The 24,715-nt window shown below is 43.3% G+C and carries 10 protein-coding genes, 17 tRNA genes, 6 rRNA genes and 1 other RNA gene; 2 read left to right on the top strand and 32 right to left on the bottom strand.

Annotated elements, in window-relative coordinates:
* Positions 1 to 186 precede the first annotated feature (186 nt).
* The 32 genes from UFO1_RS07475 to ggt form a co-directional block, all read right to left on the bottom strand.
* Positions 187 to 3,118, bottom strand: a 23S ribosomal RNA gene (locus tag UFO1_RS07475).
* Between the two features lie 515 nt (positions 3,119 to 3,633).
* A 16S ribosomal RNA gene (locus UFO1_RS07470) occupies positions 3,634 to 5,292 on the bottom strand.
* Together the 16S and 23S rRNA genes form the textbook arrangement of a ribosomal RNA operon.
* 474 nt (positions 5,293 to 5,766) lie before the next feature.
* The gene (locus tag UFO1_RS07465; RefSeq protein WP_038669739.1) at positions 5,767 to 6,456 is read right to left on the bottom strand and encodes a DNA alkylation repair protein; all 690 of its coding nucleotides are present in this window, start codon (positions 6,454 to 6,456) and stop codon (positions 5,767 to 5,769) included.
* A 33-nt stretch (positions 6,457 to 6,489) separates the two neighbouring features.
* Positions 6,490 to 7,017 (bottom strand): hypothetical protein, encoded by a 528-nt coding sequence (locus UFO1_RS07460; RefSeq protein WP_144390867.1) that lies wholly within the window; start codon positions 7,015 to 7,017, stop codon positions 6,490 to 6,492.
* Positions 7,018 to 7,057: 40 nt separating this feature from the next.
* Positions 7,058 to 7,537: a gamma-glutamylcyclotransferase family protein gene (locus UFO1_RS07455; RefSeq protein WP_038669735.1), complete on the bottom strand. Its 480-nt coding sequence runs from the start codon at positions 7,535 to 7,537 to the stop codon at positions 7,058 to 7,060.
* Positions 7,538 to 7,861: 324 nt separating this feature from the next.
* The gene (locus UFO1_RS25140; protein WP_158442778.1) at positions 7,862 to 8,005 is read right to left on the bottom strand and encodes a hypothetical protein; all 144 of its coding nucleotides are present in this window, start codon (positions 8,003 to 8,005) and stop codon (positions 7,862 to 7,864) included.
* A 181-nt stretch (positions 8,006 to 8,186) separates the two neighbouring features.
* Positions 8,187 to 9,152 carry a C-GCAxxG-C-C family (seleno)protein gene (locus UFO1_RS24735; RefSeq protein WP_084159787.1) on the bottom strand — a complete coding sequence of 322 codons (966 nt, stop codon included), beginning with the start codon at positions 9,150 to 9,152 and terminating at the stop codon, positions 8,187 to 8,189.
* 285 nt (positions 9,153 to 9,437) lie between these two features.
* On the bottom strand, positions 9,438 to 10,085 hold the full coding sequence (locus tag UFO1_RS07440; protein ID WP_038669733.1) for an MtnX-like HAD-IB family phosphatase: 648 nt from the start codon (positions 10,083 to 10,085) through the stop codon (positions 9,438 to 9,440).
* Positions 10,086 to 10,350: 265 nt separating this feature from the next.
* Positions 10,351 to 10,426: transfer RNA gene (locus tag UFO1_RS07435), tRNA-Asn, on the bottom strand.
* A 4-nt stretch (positions 10,427 to 10,430) separates the two neighbouring features.
* A 5S ribosomal RNA gene (gene rrf / locus UFO1_RS07430) occupies positions 10,431 to 10,547 on the bottom strand.
* 206 nt (positions 10,548 to 10,753) lie between these two features.
* Positions 10,754 to 13,685, bottom strand: a 23S ribosomal RNA gene (locus UFO1_RS07425).
* 203 nt (positions 13,686 to 13,888) lie between these two features.
* Positions 13,889 to 13,964 (bottom strand) — tRNA-Ala (locus tag UFO1_RS07420).
* A gap of 199 nt (positions 13,965 to 14,163) precedes the next feature.
* Positions 14,164 to 15,822, bottom strand: a 16S ribosomal RNA gene (locus tag UFO1_RS07415).
* A 232-nt stretch (positions 15,823 to 16,054) separates the two neighbouring features.
* Positions 16,055 to 16,129: transfer RNA gene (locus UFO1_RS07410), tRNA-Gly, on the bottom strand.
* A 3-nt stretch (positions 16,130 to 16,132) separates the two neighbouring features.
* Positions 16,133 to 16,208: transfer RNA gene (locus UFO1_RS07405), tRNA-Asp, on the bottom strand.
* A 20-nt stretch (positions 16,209 to 16,228) separates the two neighbouring features.
* A tRNA-Val gene (locus UFO1_RS07400) sits at positions 16,229 to 16,304 on the bottom strand.
* Positions 16,305 to 16,310: 6 nt separating this feature from the next.
* Positions 16,311 to 16,385: transfer RNA gene (locus tag UFO1_RS07395), tRNA-Glu, on the bottom strand.
* A 2-nt stretch (positions 16,386 to 16,387) separates the two neighbouring features.
* A tRNA-Lys gene (locus UFO1_RS07390) sits at positions 16,388 to 16,463 on the bottom strand.
* An 11-nt stretch (positions 16,464 to 16,474) separates the two neighbouring features.
* Positions 16,475 to 16,559, bottom strand: a tRNA-Tyr gene (locus tag UFO1_RS07385).
* A gap of 9 nt (positions 16,560 to 16,568) precedes the next feature.
* Positions 16,569 to 16,644, bottom strand: a tRNA-Thr gene (locus UFO1_RS07380).
* A 1-nt stretch (position 16,645) separates the two neighbouring features.
* A tRNA-Phe gene (locus UFO1_RS07375) sits at positions 16,646 to 16,721 on the bottom strand.
* Positions 16,722 to 16,727: 6 nt separating this feature from the next.
* A tRNA-Arg gene (locus UFO1_RS07370) sits at positions 16,728 to 16,804 on the bottom strand.
* 25 nt (positions 16,805 to 16,829) lie between these two features.
* Positions 16,830 to 17,157: RNase P RNA component class B (gene rnpB, locus UFO1_RS24370), an RNA gene on the bottom strand.
* Positions 17,158 to 17,201: 44 nt separating this feature from the next.
* Positions 17,202 to 17,292, bottom strand: a tRNA-Ser gene (locus UFO1_RS07365).
* Between the two features lie 4 nt (positions 17,293 to 17,296).
* Positions 17,297 to 17,372 (bottom strand) — tRNA-Gln (locus UFO1_RS07360).
* A gap of 14 nt (positions 17,373 to 17,386) precedes the next feature.
* Positions 17,387 to 17,462, bottom strand: a tRNA-His gene (locus UFO1_RS07355).
* Positions 17,463 to 17,515: 53 nt separating this feature from the next.
* Positions 17,516 to 17,591, bottom strand: a tRNA-Met gene (locus UFO1_RS07350).
* A gap of 5 nt (positions 17,592 to 17,596) precedes the next feature.
* Positions 17,597 to 17,672, bottom strand: a tRNA-Asn gene (locus UFO1_RS07345).
* An 8-nt stretch (positions 17,673 to 17,680) separates the two neighbouring features.
* Positions 17,681 to 17,797: ribosomal RNA gene (gene rrf / locus UFO1_RS07340) — 5S ribosomal RNA — on the bottom strand.
* A 212-nt stretch (positions 17,798 to 18,009) separates the two neighbouring features.
* Positions 18,010 to 18,083: transfer RNA gene (locus tag UFO1_RS07335), tRNA-Gly, on the bottom strand.
* A gap of 268 nt (positions 18,084 to 18,351) precedes the next feature.
* Positions 18,352 to 19,632, bottom strand: coding sequence for an FAD-dependent oxidoreductase (locus tag UFO1_RS07330; protein ID WP_038669731.1), 1,281 nt, complete (start codon positions 19,630 to 19,632; stop codon positions 18,352 to 18,354).
* Between the two features lie 406 nt (positions 19,633 to 20,038).
* Positions 20,039 to 21,745, bottom strand: coding sequence for a gamma-glutamyltransferase (gene ggt / locus UFO1_RS07325; RefSeq protein ID WP_038669729.1), 1,707 nt, complete (start codon positions 21,743 to 21,745; stop codon positions 20,039 to 20,041).
* Between the two features lie 262 nt (positions 21,746 to 22,007).
* On the opposite strand from ggt, the gene UFO1_RS07320 reads away from it, so the two are divergent.
* Both UFO1_RS07320 and UFO1_RS07315 read left to right on the top strand, forming a co-directional pair.
* Positions 22,008 to 22,187: a hypothetical protein gene (locus UFO1_RS07320; protein ID WP_038669728.1), complete on the top strand. Its 180-nt coding sequence runs from the start codon at positions 22,008 to 22,010 to the stop codon at positions 22,185 to 22,187.
* 566 nt (positions 22,188 to 22,753) lie between these two features.
* Positions 22,754 to 24,544, top strand: a complete 1,791-nt coding sequence (locus tag UFO1_RS07315; RefSeq protein ID WP_236639353.1) for an LTA synthase family protein — start codon at positions 22,754 to 22,756, stop codon at positions 24,542 to 24,544.
* Positions 24,545 to 24,715: the final 171 nt, after the last annotated feature.

Below are 24,715 nucleotides of genomic sequence, written 5' to 3'. Positions count from 1 at the left end.
CTCGTAGAGTATGCTCCCTCAAAACTTCACAGAAGAAAGACTATTCATGTTAGGTACGTATCCGCTACTTGAAAAGTAAAGATACATATTTGATACTTCCTAGTTCCGCTCACGCTTCACAGGTCAGTAAACGTTTCGCACCAATCAGACTTCGCTTTACAGCTCGTCTTCTTGGGCTCTCTTGTTTAAGTCAAGCCCTCGTCCTATTAGTACCAGTCAGCTGAATCCATTGCTGGACTTACACACCTGGCCTATCAACCTTGTCATCTACAAGGGGACTTACTAGCTTACGCTATGAGAGACCTCATCTTAAGGCTGGTTTCACGCTTAGATGCTTTCAGCGTTTATCCTTTCCGAACGTAGCTACCCAGCTGTACCCCTGGCGGGATAACTGGTACACCATTGGTTCGTCCACTCCGGTCCTCTCGTACTAGGAGCAGTTCCCTTCAAGTCTCTTGCGCCCGCGATGGATAGGGACCGAACTGTCTCACGACGTTCTGAACCCAGCTCACGTACCACTTTAATGGGCGAACAGCCCAACCCTTGGGACCTACTACAGCCCCAGGATGTGATGAGCCGACATCGAGGTGCCAAACCTCCCCGTCGATATGGACTCTTGGGAGAGATTAGCCTGTTATCCCCAGGGTAGCTTTTATCCGTTGAGCGATGGCCCTTCCACGCGGTACCACCGGATCACTAAGTCCGACTTTCGTCCCTGCTCGACCTGTACGTCTCGCAGTCAAGCTCCCTTCTGCCTTTGCACTCTTCGCGCGATTTCTGGCCGCGCTGAGGGAACCTTTGAGCGCCTCCGTTACATTTTCGGAGGCGACCGCCCCAGTCAAACTGCCCACCTGACACTGTCCTTAATGTCGTTACTATTAAAGTTAGAATTCCAGTAAATAAAGGGTGGTATCCCAACAATGACTCCATACATACTAGCGTACATATCTCGCAGTCTCCCACCTATCCTGTACATCATTTACCAAAATTCAATGTCAGGCTACAGTAAAGCTCCATGGGGTCTTTCTGTCCAGTCGCGGGTAACCTGCATCTTCACAGGTATTTCAATTTCACCGGGTCCCTCGTTGAGACAGTGCCCAAGTCGTTACACCTTTCGTGCGGGTCGGAACTTACCCGACAAGGAATTTCGCTACCTTAGGACCGTTATAGTTACGGCCGCCGTTTACTGGGGCTTCAGTTCACACCTTCGAATTGCTTCTAAGCACTCCCCTTAACCTTCCAGCACCGGGCAGGTGTCAGCACCTATACGTCAGCTTTCGCTTTAGCAGGCACCTGTGTTTGTGGTAAACAGTCGCTTGGGCCTCTTTTCTGCGACCCTCTTTAGCTCATACCGCGAGGGTAATCACCTAAAAGGGCTCCCCTTCTCCCGAAGTTACGGGGACATTTTGCCGAGTTCCTTAACGAGGGTTTTCCCGCGCACCTTAGGATTCTCTCCCCGCCTACCTGTGTCGGTTTGCGGTACGGGCACCCACAGCCTCGCTAGAAGCTTTTCTTGACAGTGTGGGATCAGTAAGTTCATCGCTATCGCTAGCAACTCCCCGTCACTCCTCAGGCTATTCGTTTAGCGGATTTGCCTACTAAACACCCTACAAGCTTAGACGCATTTCTTCCATTCATGCGATTACTTACCCTTCTGTGTCACTCCATCACTCAAACGGATGTGGGTGGTACTGGAATGTTTGCCAGTTGTCCATCGCCTACGCATTTACGCCTCGGCTTAGGCCCCGACTTACCCTGAGACGACGAGCGTTGCTCAGGAAACCTTAGGCTTTCGGTGGACAAGATTCTCACTTGTCTTTTCGCTACTCATACCGGCATTCTCACTTCTATATACTCCACAGCTCCTTACGGTACTGCTTCAAAGCGTATAGAACGCTCCCCTACCACTTGTACCAAAGGTACAAATCCATAGCTTCGGTTCCGTACTTTAGCCCCGGACATCTTCGGCGCAAAACCTCTCGACCAGTGAGCTATTACGCACTCTTTAAATGGTGGCTGCTTCTAAGCCAACATCCTGGTTGTTTCTGAAGTTCCACATCCTTTGCCACTTAGTACGGCATTTGGGACCTTAGCTGATGGTCTGGGCTGTTTCCCTCTTGACTACGGGTCTTATCACTCGCAGTCTGACTCCCAAGGTCCGAGTACAGCCATTCGCAGTTTGACAGAGTTCGGTAACCTATAAGGCCCCTAGCCCAATCAGAGCTCTACCGTCTGTACTTATTTCTTGAGGCTAGCCCTAAAGCTATTTCGGGGAGAACCAGCTATCTCCGCGTTCGATTGGCATTTCACCCCTATCCACAACTCATCTCAAAACTTTTCAACGTTCACGAGTTCGGTCCTCCACGCAATTTTACCTGCGCTTCAACCTGGCCATGGATAGATCACTGCGGTTTCGGGTCTACAACAACTAACTATTCGCCCTATTAAGACTCGCTTTCGCTGCGGCTCCACATCTTCTGCTTAACCTCGCTAGTTACTGTAACTCGCCGGTTCATTCTTCAATAGGCACGCTGTTGACCACATAAGGGTCTTCAACTGCTTGTAGACATACGGTTTCAGGTTCTTTTTCACTCCCCTCCCGGGGTGCTTTTCACCTTTCCCTCACGGTACTATACGCTATCGGTCGCCAAGGAGTATTTTGCCTTGGAGGGTGGTCCCCCCTGCTTCCCACAAGGTTTCACGTGTCTCGTGGTACTCTGGAACTCGGCCATCTTGCTCTGCTTTTCGTCTACGGGACTGTTACCCCCTATGGTCTACCTTTCCAGGTAGTTCGACTAAGCCTGACTCGAATTATGCCGGTCCTCAACCCCGAATCAGTAAACTGACTCGGTTTGGGCTCTTCCCCGTTCGCTCGCCGCTACTTAGGGAATCTCACTTGATTACTTTTCCTCTGGGTACTTAGATGTTTCAGTTCCCCAGGTGCCCTCCTCATACTCTCAGGTATGGGTAACAGTGCATTACCACTGTTGGGTTTCCCCATTCGGAAATCTAGGGATCAAAACCTGCTTGCGATTCCCCCTAGCTTATCGGAGCTTACCCCGTCCTTCATCGGCTCTTGGCGCCAAGGCATCCACCGTATGCCCTTATTAGCTTGACTTACGTCCTGCTAAGTCGATTGTCAATAAACAGTCATCTGCGTTGTCGCTCCTGCGGGCATTCCATTCGACGTACAACAGTACGACTCATTTCATGTCCTCGTCGCTCCTAGCATCTAACTATTTCTTGCCAACCTTTAGTTGGTGGTATATTCGGTTTTAACGCCGAAATACACATTAAAAAAATCCTAACATGCTCGGTAATCACCCTAATATTGCTATTAGAATTATTACTTTGCTTTCTTCTGTGCAGTTTTCAAAGAACATATAAGCAAACCTTCGGTTTTATGACCTATGGTCGCTTAGTTAACAATCGGAATTGTTAACTTCATTATTCTCCCGCTGGCAAAGCCAACTAGATACTAATGGAGGATCTACTATATTATCATACCCCTTGAATGAATTCAACAGGTATGTTTTGGTATTCCCTCAAAACTAAGCAATGTAAGTAGATGAACAACCAGATGTGTCGACCTTGGATTAGAACCATATATTTCAATGATTCAAATCTCCATAGAAAGGAGGTGATCCAGCCGCACCTTCCGATACGGCTACCTTGTTACGACTTCACCCCAATCACTGATCTCACCTTCGACGGCTGGTTCCATTGCTGGTTACCTCACCGGCTTCGGGTGCTCTCAACTTTCGTGGTGTGACGGGCGGTGTGTACAAGGCCCGGGAACGTATTCACCGCAGCATGCTGATCTGCGATTACTAGCGATTCCGACTTCATGCAGGCGAGTTGCAGCCTGCAATCCGAACTGAGAGCTTGTTTTTGGGTTTGGCTTCACCTCGCGGCTTCGCTACCCTCTATTAAAGCCCATTGTAGTACGTGTGTAGCCCAAGACATAAGGGGCATGATGACTTGACGTCATCCCCACCTTCCTCCGTGTTATCCACGGCAGTCTCCCATGAGTTCCCACCATTACGTGCTGGCAACATAGGATAAGGGTTGCGCTCGTTGCGGGACTTAACCCAACATCTCACGACACGAGCTGACGACAGCCATGCACCACCTGTCTATCTGTCTCCCGAAGGAGAACTTCCTATCTCTAGGAGCATCAGACGATGTCAAGCCTTGGTAAGGTTCTTCGCGTTGCGTCGAATTAAACCACATACTCCACCGCTTGTGCGGGCCCCCGTCAATTCCTTTGAGTTTCAACCTTGCGGCCGTACTCCCCAGGCGGGGTACTTATTGCGTTAACTCCGGCACTGGAGGGGTCGATACCCCCAACACCTAGTACCCATCGTTTACGGCCAGGATTACCGGGGTATCTAATCCCGTTCACTACCCTGGCTTTCGCGCCTCAGTGTCAGACACAGTCCAGAAAGTCGCCTTCGCCACTGGTGTTCCTCCTAATATCTACGCATTTCACCGCTACACTAGGAATTCCACTTTCCTCTCCTGCACTCAAGAATAACAGTATCCAAATGCTTCACGGGGTTGAGCCCCGAACTTTAACATCAGACTTATTATCCCACCTGCGCGCGCTTTACGCCCAATAATTCCGGACAACGCTTGCCACCTACGTATTACCGCGGCTGCTGGCACGTAGTTAGCCGTGGCTTTCTTGTCAGGTACCGTCATTACAACACATTATTCACATATCGCACATTCGTCCCTGAAAACAGAGTTTTACGATCCGAAAACCTTCTTCACTCACGCGGCGTTGCTCCGTCAGACTTTCGTCCATTGCGGAAGATTCCCCACTGCTGCCTCCCGTAGGAGTCTGGGCCGTGTCTCAGTCCCAGTGTGGCCGTTCATCCTCTCAGACCGGCTACTGATCGTCGCCTTGGTGAGCCATTACCTCACCAACTAGCTAATCAGACGCAGACCCATCTTCTAGTGGTAGCTTATAAATAGAGGCCACCTTTAGTATGTGAAACAGGCGTTTCACATACAACATTCGGTATTAGCACCACTTTCGCAGTGTTGTCCCCATCTAGAAGGTAGGTTGTCTACGCGTTACTCACCCGTTCGCCACTATCTGATATTCAACACTCAATCTTTCGCTTTTGTGTTAGCACTTTGTAAATGCGTGAAGCGCTCACTTCTTTCGCGCTTGACGCTTGCTACACTGCTAAAAATTCAGTGTTGAATACCAGACCGTTCGACTTGCATGTGTTAGGCACGCCGCCAGCGTTCGTCCTGAGCCAGGATCAAACTCTCCAATAAAAGCAGACACACAATGCTTCAGCTTTGATGTGGTCGCTTTGTTCGATGCGTTAGCAGTCGAACATCCTTACCCATTAAGCTTTGCATCATACATGTAAACTTTATATCAAAGAACCTTGATGGCTCTTTAAAAAACTAGTTTTGTTAATCTCACCGAAGTGGACTAACTTTGTTTTGTACTCAAACGAGTACCGCACATCTGGCTTATTTTAACCTTACTTACATTGTTTAGTTTTCAAGGAACACATTACCATTTATTCGTTATCAGAATATTAACACATCTTTCAGATTCCGTCAACATTCTTGTACATTTTTCGTCACCGTCATCGGCAACTTCCTTATACTATCACAACCTCATTACTATAGTCAATATCTTTTATTAAAGATCGTCTAAACATTTAGTTTAGACGATCTGACTTAACCCATCTAATATTTGTTTTCTTTCGAAAACTATAATGGGTACATCCTTTCCCCTTAGCTTTTACTGCGCTTCATACTGCGGATTAAATCCTTAGTTTCTTTATCTACACGATAAGATTCCGTGATCTTTTGAAGTGCCTTATTGTAAGTAAAATCATCTAGGGTATTACCATAAAGGTATTCCATGGTTGGCTTTGGTAGTTTTACAAAACAAATGGAAACCGCCCAAGCAACTGCCATTTTCGCATAATACCCTTTGAGCTTGACATTGTCTAAACGTATTAGCACTTCCTTTATATATCTATCTTCAATGTAAAAATTAATTAGCATTACAACACCAAATCGTATTTCATATTCTTGTGTTGAATTCAGGTAAGACTGTAGAAATTGCCATACACGCTCCTTGTTATCCTGTGTGAATTTCAACCCTATGCAGAAGCTATCACATACTGACCAATTATCAATTAGGGGGACAAAATCGGCAACATAAGAAAGTATCTCTTCAATATCCCCTTTCACATAGCCAAGTACCATGCCTTTAAGCATTACTTCCTCAAAGTATTCTAATTCTGCCATTGCCATAAACTTCTGCCAATCGCCCTTCGCTATTTCTTTGGCAAGCTTCCGGAGCAGGGGCAAACGAACACCTAAAACATTGTCTATATTAGGTAGCAGTGCAGCTGAGAATTTTTGATACTCTTCTTCTGCCAACTCAAGAATTTTTTTTCTAATTGACCTATCCATAGCACCACTCCCCGGCTTTAATTCTTATTTTCCTTATTGATTTTCTCTTAACCTTGTTAATTCAGCACCTTTGCCAGAATAAGTAAAGGTATAGCTACACTTTTCCGGCTCACTCCCCGACCGACCTTGATAAGTGTTAAGCAAATTAAACGTTGCCTGCTTATAAATTTGGGCTTTTGCAAATAAACTTGCGCTTGCTGCTCCTGTACCAAAACTTCTGTACTTAGGGTTCTCATTCAAATTTGACCAATTTAACCATTCCACTTGACCTGCAGCATCGGCAACTTTCTCATAAGCTGTTGTATAATTGTCAATGCCAGCTTTGTCCTCGTCATAACTATATTCTTTCTTAATGGCAGCAGCTACATTGTCCATCTCCGCTTTCCATGCCTGCATATACTTTCCTGCTACATAATTCATCTCAACCGTATTTACCGCCCCATTTATATCTGTAGCAAAGGCTTTATCGATCGGATTGTCATCACCTTCCATTGCTAATGCCGTACTAGTAAAGCATACTGTTAACAAAAAGAGCATTATAATTACTAATTTATGATTCATTATCTCACCCACTCTACTTATTTTATCGTTTGCAACTAAATTACCTAATAAAATCATCTAATACTTTACTGTTTTTTAGTTCATCTTGAGTATTATTCATAGCCACAAATAATGGCATTATGTCAATGTTATTGTCCTTGTATCCTTGCCTTATTATCTCAAAATAATGTTCCTTAGGTATTGAAGGCATACTCTCATATTGTTCCGTCATAATGTAAATCATGGCTTCTTGTTCACCAGTTGAAGTGCTAACTCTTACTACTACTTTGTCATAAAGTTGGGGAAAACCTTCATACCGATCTAGCGCCCTTTCACACTCTTCTGTAATTTGCCATAATACAATGGGTACTCTACCATCTTTGCTTTCTTCAACATTAGCTACCCCAAAGTTTCTTCCTCGAAAGGTAAGTTTGTAGCCTAGAAGTTCTCCTTTACCAATTACCTTTGCATTTGGACAGCGTTTCTTCATTTGCTTGAGATTCATATTGCTACCATACGCAGAATAGATTCTGTCGTTCATTATTTTCTCCCCTTCGTTTTTAGTAGATGAAACCTAACATCATGCTAATATGTATTTCAATTGTACTAGTTGTATCATTTTTTAATGGCTCCACCTTAATCCGCCGAAAGATACTATTACCGTTTCTTCTTCAAACATCATCTTTGTCCCTGCTTATCTTGTGTCAGAATGATTAAGGAGAAATAAATTTTCACATTTTAGACGATCAAGAAATAGAGCATTTAAAAATCAACAAGTAGACATATTGCTTAATAAAATTAGTAGTGTTAATTAATCACAATATAACTAAACCGTCTACCAATAAGGTAGACGGTTTTGCTATTCTTAACGGTATAATATATAGTAACTTGACATCGCAACACTAAGCCGTTCCTTTTCTTCCAAAGTATTTAAGTCAATGCTAGGATCTTCCAAGCATTGAAAACCTGCTTTGTCTTTCGCTTCTAGATCTTTAGTTTGCTCCTCCATTTCCAACCTCCTATTATTTATAATCTAGTTATATTATGCTTTCTAAACTTAATGTTTATTAATATCAATAGAGTATTTGATGATAAAAAATCTGCCGAACCAAATTAAAGGTAGGCAGATTAGCGGTTACATATTTCCATAAATTTTGTATGTGAATTGCTTACCGTCTTATGTTTACCTTTCATAGGCTCAACAAAATTTCCTTAGATATAAATTCTGCCGAAAAAGCAACGGCGCTCTTTGTTAGACTTTCACAAATATGAGGCGGATTGTCAGGTTTAAAACCCTGTATCCTTAATTCTTTGCATAGCACACTACCGAATTTATTTTGAAATCCACTGGAAAACTTATGGCATAACATAGCAATATTTTGAGAAGCAATCCCTTTTTCATGTCCATAAACCCCAATAAACAGCAATACCCCTTCTACCAAGCCGCACTGCGAACCCATTCGACCTGCATTAAGGGCATAGGCAGCCTGGATAACTTGGGGATGAAGCTTATAATTAAATATTTCAGATAGAATCTTCAAGGTAGTGATGATACAACTGATGTCTTCGTTCCAATAATAGGTATGAACTCTAGTATCAATTAATACTTTAATAAAAATTTTAGTAGCGACACCTGCCATAACTTCATAACCAGCATTATTGGGATGTATACCGTCGCAATGAAATCCTGCCTTAATACTTAAACCACTGTCATCGACTATAGATTTATGAAAATCAATGATTTCGATATTATTTGCTCTTGCAAATTGTCGCATTGCTTCACGATACTGCCCTAGTAACTTCTCTTCTGCTAATTCATTGCAAGGTATTGGTAGACCAATAAATGGAAAAATAGCATTTTCAAAGGCGAGCTGCACCATAGCCTGAATATTATTAATGACTTGATTGACTGCAATTCCACCATACGCATCATTTGTACCGCCCATAATAATGATATGAGAAGGTTTATACCGTAGAATATCACTGTCAAAACGGCTTAGCATACCATCAGTAGTATCACCATTTATGCCCCGGTTAATATAATCAATATTAAGTCGCTCGGCAGCAAGATTGAACCAAGACGATGCTGGCTCATAAGGATAACCGTAGATTATGGAGTCACCGATAGCGGCTATTTTAATAGCGTTAGTAGTCATAACTTTTCCCTCCTAGAACTAATAGAAATATTTCTATTTATCTAACCCGTAAAAATAAATTTCATTATGCATTAGTAATTATTATAGACTTAATATGCATATTTCTTAATACTTCCATAATTTTATACAAATTCCTTCAGAATCGCCTCCCCACTTCATTAATGGAAATCTATAGAGTTCTTCATTTTTCCGCTTAGGCAAGCAGTTAAAGAAAAAGATCCTGGTGTTCTAACCCAGGATCTTTTTCTTTAACTAAGGGAACTATTCTTAAGAGCCTTTATTATATTATCCCTTCGATTTCAAATATTCTTCGACTTGGAAAAAGTATTCAAAGGGCACATATTTTGCTGCCTCAGTCTGTAGTAGCGTAATTAATGTTCCTTTTGCAAAAGCAATATCAGCTAGTAGTGCAGCACTTACATCTGGTCCCCCATCACCAGCATAATAGACTTTTTTATACTTTTGTTTTAGACTCTGTACTACCTTGGCTTTATCTATACCATACCGTTGTGAATAAAAAGGGTGTTGTTTATCCGGAGGAATTAATGTAATACCCTTGTTTTCATATTTACCGTCATTTGCGATAATTTCTACCCCATGCACCCCTTCAAAATCAAGTAACCGTTTTATATAATATTGGGTTCCTGCACTCAGAACAAGAAAATCGCCACCAGAAATTTTAATATATTCAATAAATGCAGCAATAGATTTATCCAGCTTTATGCTCAAGATATCTTCATAGATTTCCTCTTCTGTTCGATTTATAGATTTAAATACTGTTGTGAGAAATTCGACATCCATCATCTCATTCCGCTTCCAGCTTGCGTAAAGTTCTCTGCCCCATTCCCCAAGATATTTGTCCATAATAATATGATAAAAATCTTTTGCACTCATGGTTCCGTCAAAATCCGAGACAAATATAAATTCTTTCAAAATGCATTCCTCCACTTACATTGTTTATGACATTTTGGGTACATCTCTATTTTGTCCATTTGTTATAAAATAGTTCAAAACCTTTTGCATTATCCTTTTTAGAAGTATAAGTGGTTCACCTATTATGCAGAATAGGTAAACACCTTAGCTATCGTCACCGAATTCTAATTTTTGACTATTAAATGAAGTAATTACCTAATTAAAAGCTTCTACATAACTATAAATAAAAACACCATTCACAAAAGTGAATGGTGTTTTATGAAAATGGCTCCTGAAGTAGGACTCGAACCTACGACCGATCGGTTAACAGCCGATTGCTCTACCAACTGAGCTATCCAGGAATATAACCAGCAACTATCTATCCTCCCAGGCCGTTTCCAACCAAGTACTTTCGACGTATAAGGGCTTAACTACTGTGTTCGGTATGGGAACAGGTGGTGCCCCTTAGCTATCGTCACTGGATTATCCGACTGCCTATAATACCCCATTTGCGTTGTTGCTCCTGCGGGCACTCACTTCGACGTACTTCCAGTACGACTCGCTTCGTGTCCTCGTTGCGCCTAGCAACTGTGGCATTCTATTCAGTCTACCATTGAAGGATATTCCTTCAAAACTTCACAGAAGAAAGACTACATGTTAGTCGTTAGTAGCTGCGCTACTAACTAAATTAAGTCAAGCCCTCGTCCTATTAGTACCAGTCAGCTGAATCCATTGCTGGACTTACACACCTGGCCTATCAACCTTGTCATCTACAAGGGGACTTACTAGCTTACGCTATGAGAGACCTCATCTTAAGGCTGGTTTCACGCTTAGATGCTTTCAGCGTTTATCCTTTCCGAACGTAGCTACCCAGCTGTACCCCTGGCGGGATAACTGGTACACCATTGGTTCGTCCACTCCGGTCCTCTCGTACTAGGAGCAGTTCCCTTCAAGTCTCTTGCGCCCGCGATGGATAGGGACCGAACTGTCTCACGACGTTCTGAACCCAGCTCACGTACCACTTTAATGGGCGAACAGCCCAACCCTTGGGACCTACTACAGCCCCAGGATGTGATGAGCCGACATCGAGGTGCCAAACCTCCCCGTCGATATGGACTCTTGGGAGAGATTAGCCTGTTATCCCCAGGGTAGCTTTTATCCGTTGAGCGATGGCCCTTCCACGCGGTACCACCGGATCACTAAGTCCGACTTTCGTCCCTGCTCGACCTGTACGTCTCGCAGTCAAGCTCCCTTCTGCCTTTGCACTCTTCGCGCGATTTCTGGCCGCGCTGAGGGAACCTTTGAGCGCCTCCGTTACATTTTCGGAGGCGACCGCCCCAGTCAAACTGCCCACCTGACACTGTCCTTAATGTCGTTACTATTAAAGTTAGAATTCCAGTAAATAAAGGGTGGTATCCCAACAATGACTCCATACATACTAGCGTACATATCTCGCAGTCTCCCACCTATCCTGTACATCATTTACCAAAATTCAATGTCAGGCTACAGTAAAGCTCCATGGGGTCTTTCTGTCCAGTCGCGGGTAACCTGCATCTTCACAGGTATTTCAATTTCACCGGGTCCCTCGTTGAGACAGTGCCCAAGTCGTTACACCTTTCGTGCGGGTCGGAACTTACCCGACAAGGAATTTCGCTACCTTAGGACCGTTATAGTTACGGCCGCCGTTTACTGGGGCTTCAGTTCACACCTTCGAATTGCTTCTAAGCACTCCCCTTAACCTTCCAGCACCGGGCAGGTGTCAGCACCTATACGTCAGCTTTCGCTTTAGCAGGCACCTGTGTTTGTGGTAAACAGTCGCTTGGGCCTCTTTTCTGCGACCCTCTTTAGCTCATACCGCGAGGGTAATCACCTAAAAGGGCTCCCCTTCTCCCGAAGTTACGGGGACATTTTGCCGAGTTCCTTAACGAGGGTTTTCCCGCGCACCTTAGGATTCTCTCCCCGCCTACCTGTGTCGGTTTGCGGTACGGGCACCCACAGCCTCGCTAGAAGCTTTTCTTGACAGTGTGGGATCAGTAAGTTCATCGCTATCGCTAGCAACTCCCCGTCACTCCTCAGGCTATTCGTTTAGCGGATTTGCCTACTAAACACCCTACAAGCTTAGACGCATTTCTTCCATTCATGCGATTACTTACCCTTCTGTGTCACTCCATCACTCAAACGGATGTGGGTGGTACTGGAATGTTTGCCAGTTGTCCATCGCCTACGCATTTACGCCTCGGCTTAGGCCCCGACTTACCCTGAGACGACGAGCGTTGCTCAGGAAACCTTAGGCTTTCGGTGGACAAGATTCTCACTTGTCTTTTCGCTACTCATACCGGCATTCTCACTTCTATATACTCCACAGCTCCTTACGGTACTGCTTCAAAGCGTATAGAACGCTCCCCTACCACTTGTACCAAAGGTACAAATCCATAGCTTCGGTTCCGTACTTTAGCCCCGGACATCTTCGGCGCAAAACCTCTCGACCAGTGAGCTATTACGCACTCTTTAAATGGTGGCTGCTTCTAAGCCAACATCCTGGTTGTTTCTGAAGTTCCACATCCTTTGCCACTTAGTACGGCATTTGGGACCTTAGCTGATGGTCTGGGCTGTTTCCCTCTTGACTACGGGTCTTATCACTCGCAGTCTGACTCCCAAGGTCCGAGTACAGCCATTCGCAGTTTGACAGAGTTCGGTAACCTATAAGGCCCCTAGCCCAATCAGAGCTCTACCGTCTGTACTTATTTCTTGAGGCTAGCCCTAAAGCTATTTCGGGGAGAACCAGCTATCTCCGCGTTCGATTGGCATTTCACCCCTATCCACAACTCATCTCAAAACTTTTCAACGTTCACGAGTTCGGTCCTCCACGCAATTTTACCTGCGCTTCAACCTGGCCATGGATAGATCACTGCGGTTTCGGGTCTACAACAACTAACTATTCGCCCTATTAAGACTCGCTTTCGCTGCGGCTCCACATCTTCTGCTTAACCTCGCTAGTTACTGTAACTCGCCGGTTCATTCTTCAATAGGCACGCTGTTGACCACATAAGGGTCTTCAACTGCTTGTAGACATACGGTTTCAGGTTCTTTTTCACTCCCCTCCCGGGGTGCTTTTCACCTTTCCCTCACGGTACTATACGCTATCGGTCGCCAAGGAGTATTTTGCCTTGGAGGGTGGTCCCCCCTGCTTCCCACAAGGTTTCACGTGTCTCGTGGTACTCTGGAACTCGGCCATCTTGCTCTGCTTTTCGTCTACGGGACTGTTACCCCCTATGGTCTACCTTTCCAGGTAGTTCGACTAAGCCTGACTCGAATTATGCCGGTCCTCAACCCCGAATCAGTAAACTGACTCGGTTTGGGCTCTTCCCCGTTCGCTCGCCGCTACTTAGGGAATCTCACTTGATTACTTTTCCTCTGGGTACTTAGATGTTTCAGTTCCCCAGGTGCCCTCCTCATACTCAAAGGTATGGGTAACAGTGCATTACCACTGTTGGGTTTCCCCATTCGGAAATCTAGGGATCAAAACCTGCTTGCGATTCCCCCTAGCTTATCGGAGCTTACCCCGTCCTTCATCGGCTCTTGGCGCCAAGGCATCCACCGTATGCCCTTATTAGCTTGACTTATGTCTCACTAACAGTCGGCTGTCAATAAACAGTCATCTGCGTTGTCGCTTCTAACTATTTCTTGCCAACCTTTGGTTGGTGGTATATTCAATGATGAATATACATGTTTCAAAAAAATCCTAACATGCTCGGTAATCACCCTAATATTGCTATTAGAATTATTACTTTGCTTTCTTCTGTGCAGTTTTCAAAGAACATAAATGGTGGAGAATAACGGGATCGAACCGTTGACCCCCTGCGTGCAAGGCAGGTGCTCTCCCAGCTGAGCTAATTCCCCATATTAACATACAAAGAGGATATATACTATCACGCCTGTTTACTCTATTCAACAGGTATGTTTTAGTATTCCCTCAAAACTAAGCAATGTAAGTAGGTTGTAATACTACAGCAAGCACATAAGCTCCGTCTAGTATATAATGCCAGATGTGTCGACCTTGGATTAGAACCATATATTTCAATGATTCAAATCTCCATAGAAAGGAGGTGATCCAGCCGCACCTTCCGATACGGCTACCTTGTTACGACTTCACCCCAATCACTGATCTCACCTTCGACGGCTGGTTCCATTGCTGGTTACCTCACCGGCTTCGGGTGCTCTCAACTTTCGTGGTGTGACGGGCGGTGTGTACAAGGCCCGGGAACGTATTCACCGCAGCATGCTGATCTGCGATTACTAGCGATTCCGACTTCATGCAGGCGAGTTGCAGCCTGCAATCCGAACTGAGAGCTTGTTTTTGGGTTTGGCTTCACCTCGCGGCTTCGCTACCCTCTATTAAAGCCCATTGTAGTACGTGTGTAGCCCAAGACATAAGGGGCATGATGACTTGACGTCATCCCCACCTTCCTCCGTGTTATCCACGGCAGTCTCCCATGAGTTCCCACCATTACGTGCTGGCAACATAGGATAAGGGTTGCGCTCGTTGCGGGACTTAACCCAACATCTCACGACACGAGCTGACGACAGCCATGCACCACCTGTCTATCTGTCTCCCGAAGGAGAACTTCCTATCTCTAGGATCATCAGACGATGTCAAGCCTTGGTAAGGTTCTTCGCGTTGCGTCGAATTAAACCACATACTCCACCGCTTGTGCGGGCCCCCGTCAATTCCTTTGAGTTTCAACCTTGCGGCCGTACTCCCCAGGCGGGGTACTTATTGCGTTAACTCCGGCACTGGAGGGGTCGATACCCCCAACACCTAGTACCCATCGTTTACGGCCAGGATTACCGGGGTATCTAATCCCGTTCACTACCCTGGCTTTCGCGCCTCAGTGTCAGACACAGTCCAGAAAGTCGCCTTCGCCACTGGTGTTCCTCCTAATATCTACGCATTTCACCGCTACACTAGGAATTCCACTTTCCTCTCCTGCACTCAAGAATAACAGTATCCAAATGCTTCACGGGGTTGAGCCCCGAACTTTAACATCAGACTTATTATCCCACCTGCGCGCGCTTTACGCCCAATAATTCCGGACAACGCTTGCCACCTACGTATTACCGCGGCTGCTGGCACGTAGTTAGCCGTGGCTTTCTTGTCAGGTACCGTCATTACAACACATTATTCACATATCGCACATTCGTCCCTGAAAACAGAGTTTTACGATCCGAAAACCTTCTTCACTCACGCGGCGTTGCTCCGTCAGACTTTCGTCCATTGCGGAAGATTCCCCACTGCTGCCTCCCGTAGGAGTCTGGGCCGTGTCTCAGTCCCAGTGTGGCCGTTCATCCTCTCAGACCGGCTACTGATCGTCGCCTTGGTGAGCCATTACCTCACCAACTAGCTAATCAGACGCAGACCCATCTTCTAGTGGTAGCTTATAAATAGAGGCCACCTTTAGTATCTTAAATATGCATCTAAAATACAACATTCGGTATTAGCACCACTTTCGCAGTGTTGTCCCCATCTAGAAGGTAGGTTGTCTACGCGTTACTCACCCGTTCGCCACTATCTGATATTCAACACTCAATCTTTCGCTTTTGTGTTAGCACTTTGTAAATGCGTGAAGCGCTCTCTTCTTTCGCGCTTGACGCTTGCTACACTGCTAAAAATTCAGTGTTGAATACCAGACCGTTCGACTTGCATGTGTTAGGCACGCCGCCAGCGTTCGTCCTGAGCCAGGATCAAACTCTCCAATAAATTATATTAGAGAACCTTGATGGCTCTTTAAAAAACTAGTTTTGTTAATCTCACCTAAGTGGACTAACTTTGTTTTGTACTCAAACGAGTACCGCACATCTGGCTTATTTTAACCTTACTTACATTGTTTAGTTTTCAAGGAACACATCGCCTCTCATTCCAGACGACTTTTATATTATACCATTTTTGTCTTGCTATGTCAATACAATTTTGAGGTTTTTTTAATATAAAATGGAGCGGAAAACGAGATTCGAACTCGCGACCCTCGCCTTGGCAAGGCGATGCTCTACCGCTGAGCTATTTCCGCGCATGGCGACCTAGATCGGATTTGAACCGACGACCTCCGCCGTGACAGGGCGGCATTCTAACCGCTAAACTACTGGGCCGTAAAATTGTAAGATCTAAATGGTGGGCGATGACAGGATCGAACTGCCGACATCCTGCTTGTAAGGCAGGCGCTCTCCCAGCTGAGCTAATCGCCCATATTTTGGTGACCCGTGGGGGAATCGAACCCCCGTTATCGCCGTGAAAGGGCGGTGTCTTGACCGCTTGACCAACGGGCCGATGGTGATCCACCCGCGACTCGAACGCGGGACACCCTGATTAAAAGTCAGGTGCTCTACCAACTGAGCTAGTAGATCATAAAAAAGCATGGTGGAGGGAGGTGGATTCGAACCACCGAAGTCAATGACGGCAGATTTACAGTCTGCTCCCTTTAGCCACTCGGGAATCCCTCCGTATTTTTATGGAGCTGGCGAGAGGACTTGAACCCCCAACCTGCTGATTACAAGTCAGCTGCTCTACCAATTGAGCTACACCAGCATGGTGCCGCAAGACAGAATCGAACTGTCGACACGAGGATTTTCAGTCCTCTGCTCTACCGACTGAGCTATCGCGGCAAATAATGGTGACCCCGGCAGGATTCGAACCTGCGACCCTTTGATTCGTAGTCAAATACTCTATCCAGCTGAGCTACGGAGTCATATATCAAAACAGTCTTCTTTAGAAACCGTAAGCCAGTTTCTGTTTTAGGAAATTATCTATCTAACACTATAATAGCGTTCTTCCTTTTGGTTCATTTCCCTTAAGGAAGCTCCCCTACCAAATTTGGGTTTCTGCCTCGTGGAGTTTACCTTTTTTCACTAGGTTGTCGCCAACCTACTCATTTCTGTGCACTTTATAACTACTTTCGGCTACGTGAGTCGATTTCGTCGTCGTCAGAGTTTAGCTCTGCCCCATCTTGCGATGGGCACGAACATTACGACCATCACAGGTCGTGGCAGTCTGGACTTTCCTCAATACTGCATAAAAGCAGTACCGCAATTTCCCGTTTCTAAAGATGACTAGATTTTGCGAAACTCTTCTAGATCAAAAAAAAATGGCGGAGCGGGTGGGATTTGAACCCACGCAGGCCTTACGACCTCTAACGATTTAGCAAACCGTCCTCTTCAGCCACTTGAGTACCGCTCCATGCTGGCAGGGGCGGCTGGACTCGAACCAACGCGTGACGGAGTCAAAGTCCGTTGCCTTACCAACTTGGCTACGCCCCTATTTGATAATAATTTGGGGTGACTAGAGGGTCTCGAACCCTCGAATAACGGAACCACAATCCGCCGTGTTAACCACTTCACCATAGCCACCGTATTTTGAATATAAGCATCAAGCTAGATTGTTTCTTTTGGCAAACTATTATTGGTTGCGGGAGCAGGACTTGAACCTACGACCTTCGGGTTATGAGCCCGACGAGCTACCAACTGCTCCATCCCGCGATATTTGGCTCCTCGAGTAGGACTCGAACCTACGACCGATCGGTTAACAGCCGATTGCTCTACCAACTGAGCTATCGAGGAATCATCAAAATTAGCAACTACCTAATCTCCCAGGTCGCTTCCAACCAAGTACCTTCGGCGTGTGTGAGCTTAACTACTGTGTTCGATAAGGCAACAGGTGGATCCTCACAGCTATCGTCACTAAATATATAGGAATACAAGAAGAATCTGTACGTGCAGGCTGGCGATTTCCCAGCTGATCTATGACCCAATCATTACGGGACTTAAAACTATATCATCAATCGACTACTATTTCAACAAGTAATTTATGGTATATGTTTTTTGTGTCCGGCGTCAAATTGAGTTGAGACAGCATCCATAGATTGTGCTACTCTGTACATCACTCTGGTGCATACTATGGAGCGGGTGAAGGGAATCGAACCCTCGTAGCTAGCTTGGAAGGCTAGTGCTCTACCATTGAGCTACACCCGCACAATAACTATAATTGGTAATGGTGCAGAATTATATATAATCAATTACCATCAATCGCCATTGCCCGCTTAAGGCCGGAAACATATAATATCACTTTATACTTGTTATGTCAACCTTTTAAAAGAGAAATATTAGGACAATATAGTAATAGAACCGTTCTGAGGCAAAATCCGCCTAAACCGAAGTCTAGGCGAACATCAAACACACCTATAATACGTTGTAAGTATAAGACATTTGCCCTCAAGTCAATCTATTACTTATTATGCCGCTAGCACAATTTTTTATCATACATATTGAGAAATCCAGTTTTTTCTACCCTACTGCGTAGTTTCTTATGATCTATTGAATACAAATTTGCTGCTTTCATTCTCTCAAAATAAACCGATCCTGCAAAAGTAAACTTCAACTTATCTCCGTCTTTTTCATACATTTTTTGATTAGAAAAGGATATAAAGTCTCCTATAGCTAAACTATTTGGCAATTCTATTAGAGGCATTTCCAATGCTTTTCTTACACTATTATGACCTGCTAAATATCCAGTAACAATAGCTTCTGTGTGTCCGATATGAAATCCACTTTTTTCTCCTGCTACAAAAAGATTTTCGATTTCCTTTACCTTCATTGTATTTTCTCTTGGTGCGATAGACAGATGTCTTATGGAATTCGCTACCCCTCCAGAATACGGATCTTCAAATTTAGCATCCTCAAATCCTTTGATTTTTCTCAGTTTCTCAATAGGATAAAAAGGTGCCATTAATTTTGCATGCCCAGTATCAAGTAAAATTATGTTCTCCGAAAAGGCATCTAACGCATAATGTTGGCATATTTTTATATTTAGCTTTTCTAAATTCTTTTCTTCAGAAGATAGCGGTATGATCACAACCCCTTCTCTATTCAATCTTTCCTGAAGTTCTTTACTTAATGTCTCTTTATTTATTTTTACAGAACCACTAAAAGACCCATATGTTCCGTCATTTCGTTTTCCCATCACATCCTTAATTCCGCATTTTTCTGTAATACTCACCCTGCCACCAAAGGTAGGACATCTTAATATACACATTGCGCAACCGTTTCCATATTTATGACAATTGTTCATTGGACCAGTAGACCCGGTGGTTTCTATAAAGCAGTCCCCAGTAATTTTGTTTCCATCATCTAATATAAGAGACTTTATCTTTTGATTTTCTTTTTCAACATTTTTAGCTGTGGTATAAAATAAAATATCAATCTCCATTTCTTGTAATTTTCTTCTTACAGCACTTTCAATAAAATTTACATCATATATGCTTGCATGCTTATGCCCTGGAAAATCAACGTTTTTATGCCGTGAAAGGCGATCTGTAATTTCAAATAATTCCCTTCCACCTAATAAAATGGATTCTTCTGCAGCTGTGTATCTTCCATTGTTTCTTGTCAGTCCACCAACATTCCCTAGCCCTAATAATAAGTCTGTTCTTTCTAATAAAGTTACTGTTGCTCCAGCCTTTTTTGCACTGATGGCGGCTGCACATCCAGCCCATCCACCGCCAATAACTATAATATCCTTCATTTAAATTCCTCCTATCCTATCTATGTGTTGTGCTATATATATCACTTTATTAAATATTAATTTGTCTTATCACACCTTTATCATACTCTTACTTTACTAATGAAATTTCAAGTGGTTGACTAAGATCTCTGAAGAAATGGCATTGCAAAAAAGGGTGCTGTTTTTTCTAACTGTGTGGGCCCCACATAAGAAAAGACTTGGCTTGTGCCAAGTCCTCGGACGCAGGCAGAAGCCTTAGTCGTTCTTACTTGGAATCAAGAAAGTGTTATACTTTCTGATTCCGTAAAAAAATCGTCTAGACCAAAGTCTAGACGAAAATAAAACATATTTATTAAATTAAGTTATATAGATGATCGAAAGGTAAAGGGTAAGGCTAACCTCCGAGGTTTTGCTCTTGTATTTAGAACTAGAATTCATTGCGTGGGTCACCGGAACCATACATAATACCACTGGATGGGTCAATCAGGATGGCGTTGACATCACCCATATTACCTCTAGTAACCACCTTGTAGCCCATAACGGTCAACTTATCAACAACATCTTTTACCAAACCGTTCTTTTCAATCCGTAGTTCATCTGGCTGCCACTGCATATGTACCCGAGGAGCATCTACCGCCTCACGAATGTTCATGTCATAATCAATGACATTGGAAATGACCTGCTGTACCGTAGTGATGATCCGGGAACCACCTGGGCTGCCGACGACCATAAACAACTTGCCGTCCTTCAGAATAATGGTTGGCGACATCGAGCTCAGTGGACGCTTATAGGGCTCAATGGCGTTGGCATCGCCGCCTACCAACCCGTAAATATTTGCAACACCTGGTTTAATCGAAAAATCATCCATTTCATTATTTAACAGGAATCCTGCACCTTTCACTGCTGCGCCACAACCGTAGTAATCATTAATCGTATAGGTAATAGATACAGCGTTGCCCCATTTGTCCACAATGGAATAATGGGTGGTGTTGATCCCTTCATGCATTGCTGGCTGCCCGGGCTTCACGTCTGCACTAGGAGTCGCCTTATTCATGTCAATTTTACTGCGGATTTCTGCCGCATAGTCTTTAGATATCAAACCTTTTAGCGGAATCTTAGTGAAGTCAGGATCACCCATGAACTCGGAACGGTCGGCGTAAGCATAGCGCATAGCCTCCGCCAAAACATGAACAGCCGGGGAGGATCCATAACCCATGGATTTTAAATCAAAGCCTTCCAATACATTTAAAATTTGTACGATGTGGGTACCACCGGAACTGGGAGGACTCATTGATATAATATCATATCCACGATAGGTTCCTTTTACCGGCTCCCGCCATATTGGTTTGTACTTAGCTAAATCTTCTTTCGTGATAATACCGCTGTTGGCTGCCATATCTTTTGCAATAAGTTCAGCAATCTCACCTTTATAGAAAGCATCAGGTCCCTTCTGGGCAATCAACCGCAGGGTTTTTGCCAAATCCTTTTGTATTAAGACTTCCCCTTCTTTATAGTTAGACCCGTCGGATTTTAAAAAGTATTGCTTGGAGGAAGCGAATTTTTTAAGTCGAGGAGCATACTCATTAAAGGTTTCCGCCTGACGGGCAGTAACGTTAAACCCACTTTCCGCATAATTGATAGCCGGCTGAATCAACGTAGCTAAACTTTTGCTGCCATAACGATTCAACATAGCACTTAAGCCAGCAACCGTTCCGGGAACCCCAGCTGCTAGATACCCTTCTACACTGGCGTTGGGAATGACATTCCCATCCTTATCAAGATACATATCTCGGGTTGCATTTCCTGGAGCAACCTCCCGGAAATCCAAAGTAACATTGTCCCCTGCCGCCGTGTGGATGACAGCAAATCCACCCCCGCCGATATTACCAGCTACCGGATGGACAACTGCCAATGCATAGCCTACCGCCACAGCCGCATCAATGGCGTTGCCACCGTCTTTTAACACCTGCATACCTATATCGTTGGCAATTTTTTGGGTAGACACGACCATGCCAACACTACTCTTATCCGGCCGAGCCGATGCTGCCTGAACTATACCATTTAACGGAGCCATTAATGTAATCAGCAAGGATAACACACAGATGACCGCTATCGATTTAGGAAAAAACCTCATAAAATGCAAGCCCCCTTTTTAATCCATTGAGAATATTTTCGCCACCTATTTGTAAATTCCTTCCATTTAACTATTTTTTTCCGATCTTGGTTTATCCACTGTGTTCAATTGGACTTTACTGCGAAGATATCAAGCCTCTATCACTTTCCCATGTAGATACTCAAGGTTGTTAGCTTATATAAAAAAATGCCCCCCTAATAGCAGGTGGTATGCAACTTTTTCATTTACTTTTGGCATCCTATATTACAAAGGAGATGTTATAATGGCTGAGAACAGAGATTTGAAAGCAACTCCCGGCATACCAGATAAAAATAGAGTTGTCGGAGAAATTCCCATGAAGAAAGCTGAGTATTATGGTTATTTTGATTCGGAACCTAGTACAGAAGAAATTATTAATCAGATTGAAACCGCTGTTAGAGATTCTGCTGAGAAAAAAAAATAATAAAACTGAGGTTTATCTTTCTTATCAAGATAAACCTCTTTTTTCTTTATTAAAAGAATTAGCTAAAAAGTTAGAAAGCAAATCTTTTAGAACCAGCCTACTTCTTTACTATCAATGCCACAAACTCAACATGTCAGCTGGTTGATACCGTTTCACGAAAGAATAATATTGCTGTAGTGTTGAAATTGTGTAGAGGTATTTGTAGAAATATATTGAATATACAATTAAATGATAACTAGTCAAAACTGTATCTCAGAGACATTTTAAAGGGGAGTTTTACAATTAAAAAGGCAATTTTCAAAGAAACATTTCTCCGTCATAAAAATAAAATTACCGGAATAGCCATTATTTTTTGTATAGAGGTTTATTTTGCGTTTCGATTCTACAGCGGAGAACCGGAAATTCCGATAGGGATATTCACTATTGATGTATGCAATGCTCTTTTGCGCGATTTATTACTGGCAAGTATATTTATGTTTTTCCGAAAACATATTACCCGGGTTAAACTAGTTACAAAAGCTTACGGCCCAATAATAATTTTAGCAATTCTTTGGTTAGGCATCTCGATGATTATTATTAATTCATTAAATTTAAACTTTAGTATAATAACTATCATGTCAGTTCTTACAGGTGTGATTAACAATGTTATTTTCGTACTATTAGCTGGCTACCTATATACTAAACGGAATAATATACTATCCAAAACCGTATACTTTTTATCGTATTTTTTTACCATTTTGATCTTTTATAGTGACACCATATACTTTTTTGTTACATCAACGCATATTGAAAAGGTATTATTTGATAATTTAAACAATTATTCAATAACAGGTGTATTATATACTACAGATAAAATGGTTATACTTGGTATACTGATAAGCTTTTTCTTTCTTATGTTATTATTTCGCGCACCGAATATGATGCATAATTTGCACACAAAAAATGCTGGTATCCTTATTATAACAATGTGTATTTTAGCTAATCTTGTTAATTTCGCCACAGCCCACGTATATCCAAAAGCATTGAAGGAAGAAGGTTTTGATGAGGAAGCAGAAATAGAAACATCCAGAAACTTATCCCGCTATTTGCTTACCGAGTCAGTTACTGTCAACTTAATGCGGGAATTTTTGCGAAATGACGATAGACATGTAACCGCCTCCAATCAGCTTTACCGTGTGGCATTTTCTAAACAGGAAACTGAACTATTGAGTGAATTAGGAATTGATGTTAACGAAAAATCTGCTTCCACTCAAAAAGCTTTTCCATATGAAAAAGTAATTGTAATTGTCGCTGAATCCTTTCATCGAGATTACTTGCATCACTATAATCCGCGAATTCCAACTGAAACAACCCAATTCTTAGACGGTTTAGTAGCTCAGTATCCTCACTCGGATCATTATTACACTTCCAATAAACCTACTACTCAAGGGCTTAACTCTATGTTTCTTTCCCAGTCGATCTATTCCGACGACCAATCTTTCGAAAACAATGTCACGTTATTCAAAGCTCTCGAAAGCAACGGTTATGATACAGTGTTTTTGGAGGCAACTAGCCAATACTATAATGATGAATTCCGTGCATATAAAAAACGTTTTGGGATGCATACTTACAGAGCAAAAGAAGATTTAGAAAGACAGGGGTATACGGGAAGCAGTGGCTGGGGATTCCATAATGACGTAATGTATGAAGAAACCATTAAGATATTGGAACAAAACCGAAATAATAAAATTTTTATAGCGACTAAGACGATCGATTCCCATCAACCATTTCCATATTGCGGGCTTTCCGAAAGGGATATTCCAGCAAATATCACGGAGCAAGATAAAAATGTTTATCTTAAAGGAATCTATTGGGAAAATATTACTTTGAAAAAATTTTTCCATGATCTTGAAGAGCGAAATTTGATGGACGATAAGACTCTTATTGTTATTACGAGTGATCATAATCCTCATCCAAGTCAAAACGATAATTATAAGCGCCTTGGGCAAGACGATTTGCGTTTAAGCCCAGCTCCCATCCCGCTCATCTTTGTTAGCAAAAATTTGCAGCCTTTTGATAATTTTAGTAGTGCAACATTTACTAGTCAGATTGATTTCGCACCGACACTTTTAGGGATATTAGGAATTCCTGCGCCGCCGGAGTTTTCAGGCAGAAATATAATTACTATTCCCGAAGATCAAGGGTATGCAATTGGTTGTGTGGGAGAAACAATTTATTATTGGTCAAAAGATCACCAAATAACAACAGACATGTATAGCGGGAAAAATCAAAATGATTCTGAAAAAGCACTGATACATTGGGTCCAAGATTCATATGTCAAATACTTTCACGGTAACTCTAGCAATAAGCAGCAGTAGGGTCATGCCAAGCTAGAATAAATTAATTTAAAATATGGCAAAGCCCCCATTTGTAGTTTCATGCGAAATTCCTACAAATGGGGGCTTTGTCATTATCCGTTCTTTATCTTCGTAAGCTGTAAGCTGCCCGTCTAAGCGTTTAAATAACTCCTGTTTCTAGTAATAACCTAT

Source organism: Pelosinus sp. UFO1 (assembly GCF_000725345.1).
Lineage (GTDB): Bacteria > Bacillota > Negativicutes > DSM-13327 > DSM-13327 > Pelosinus.
This window is presented reverse-complemented; position numbering and strand designations above follow the sequence as displayed.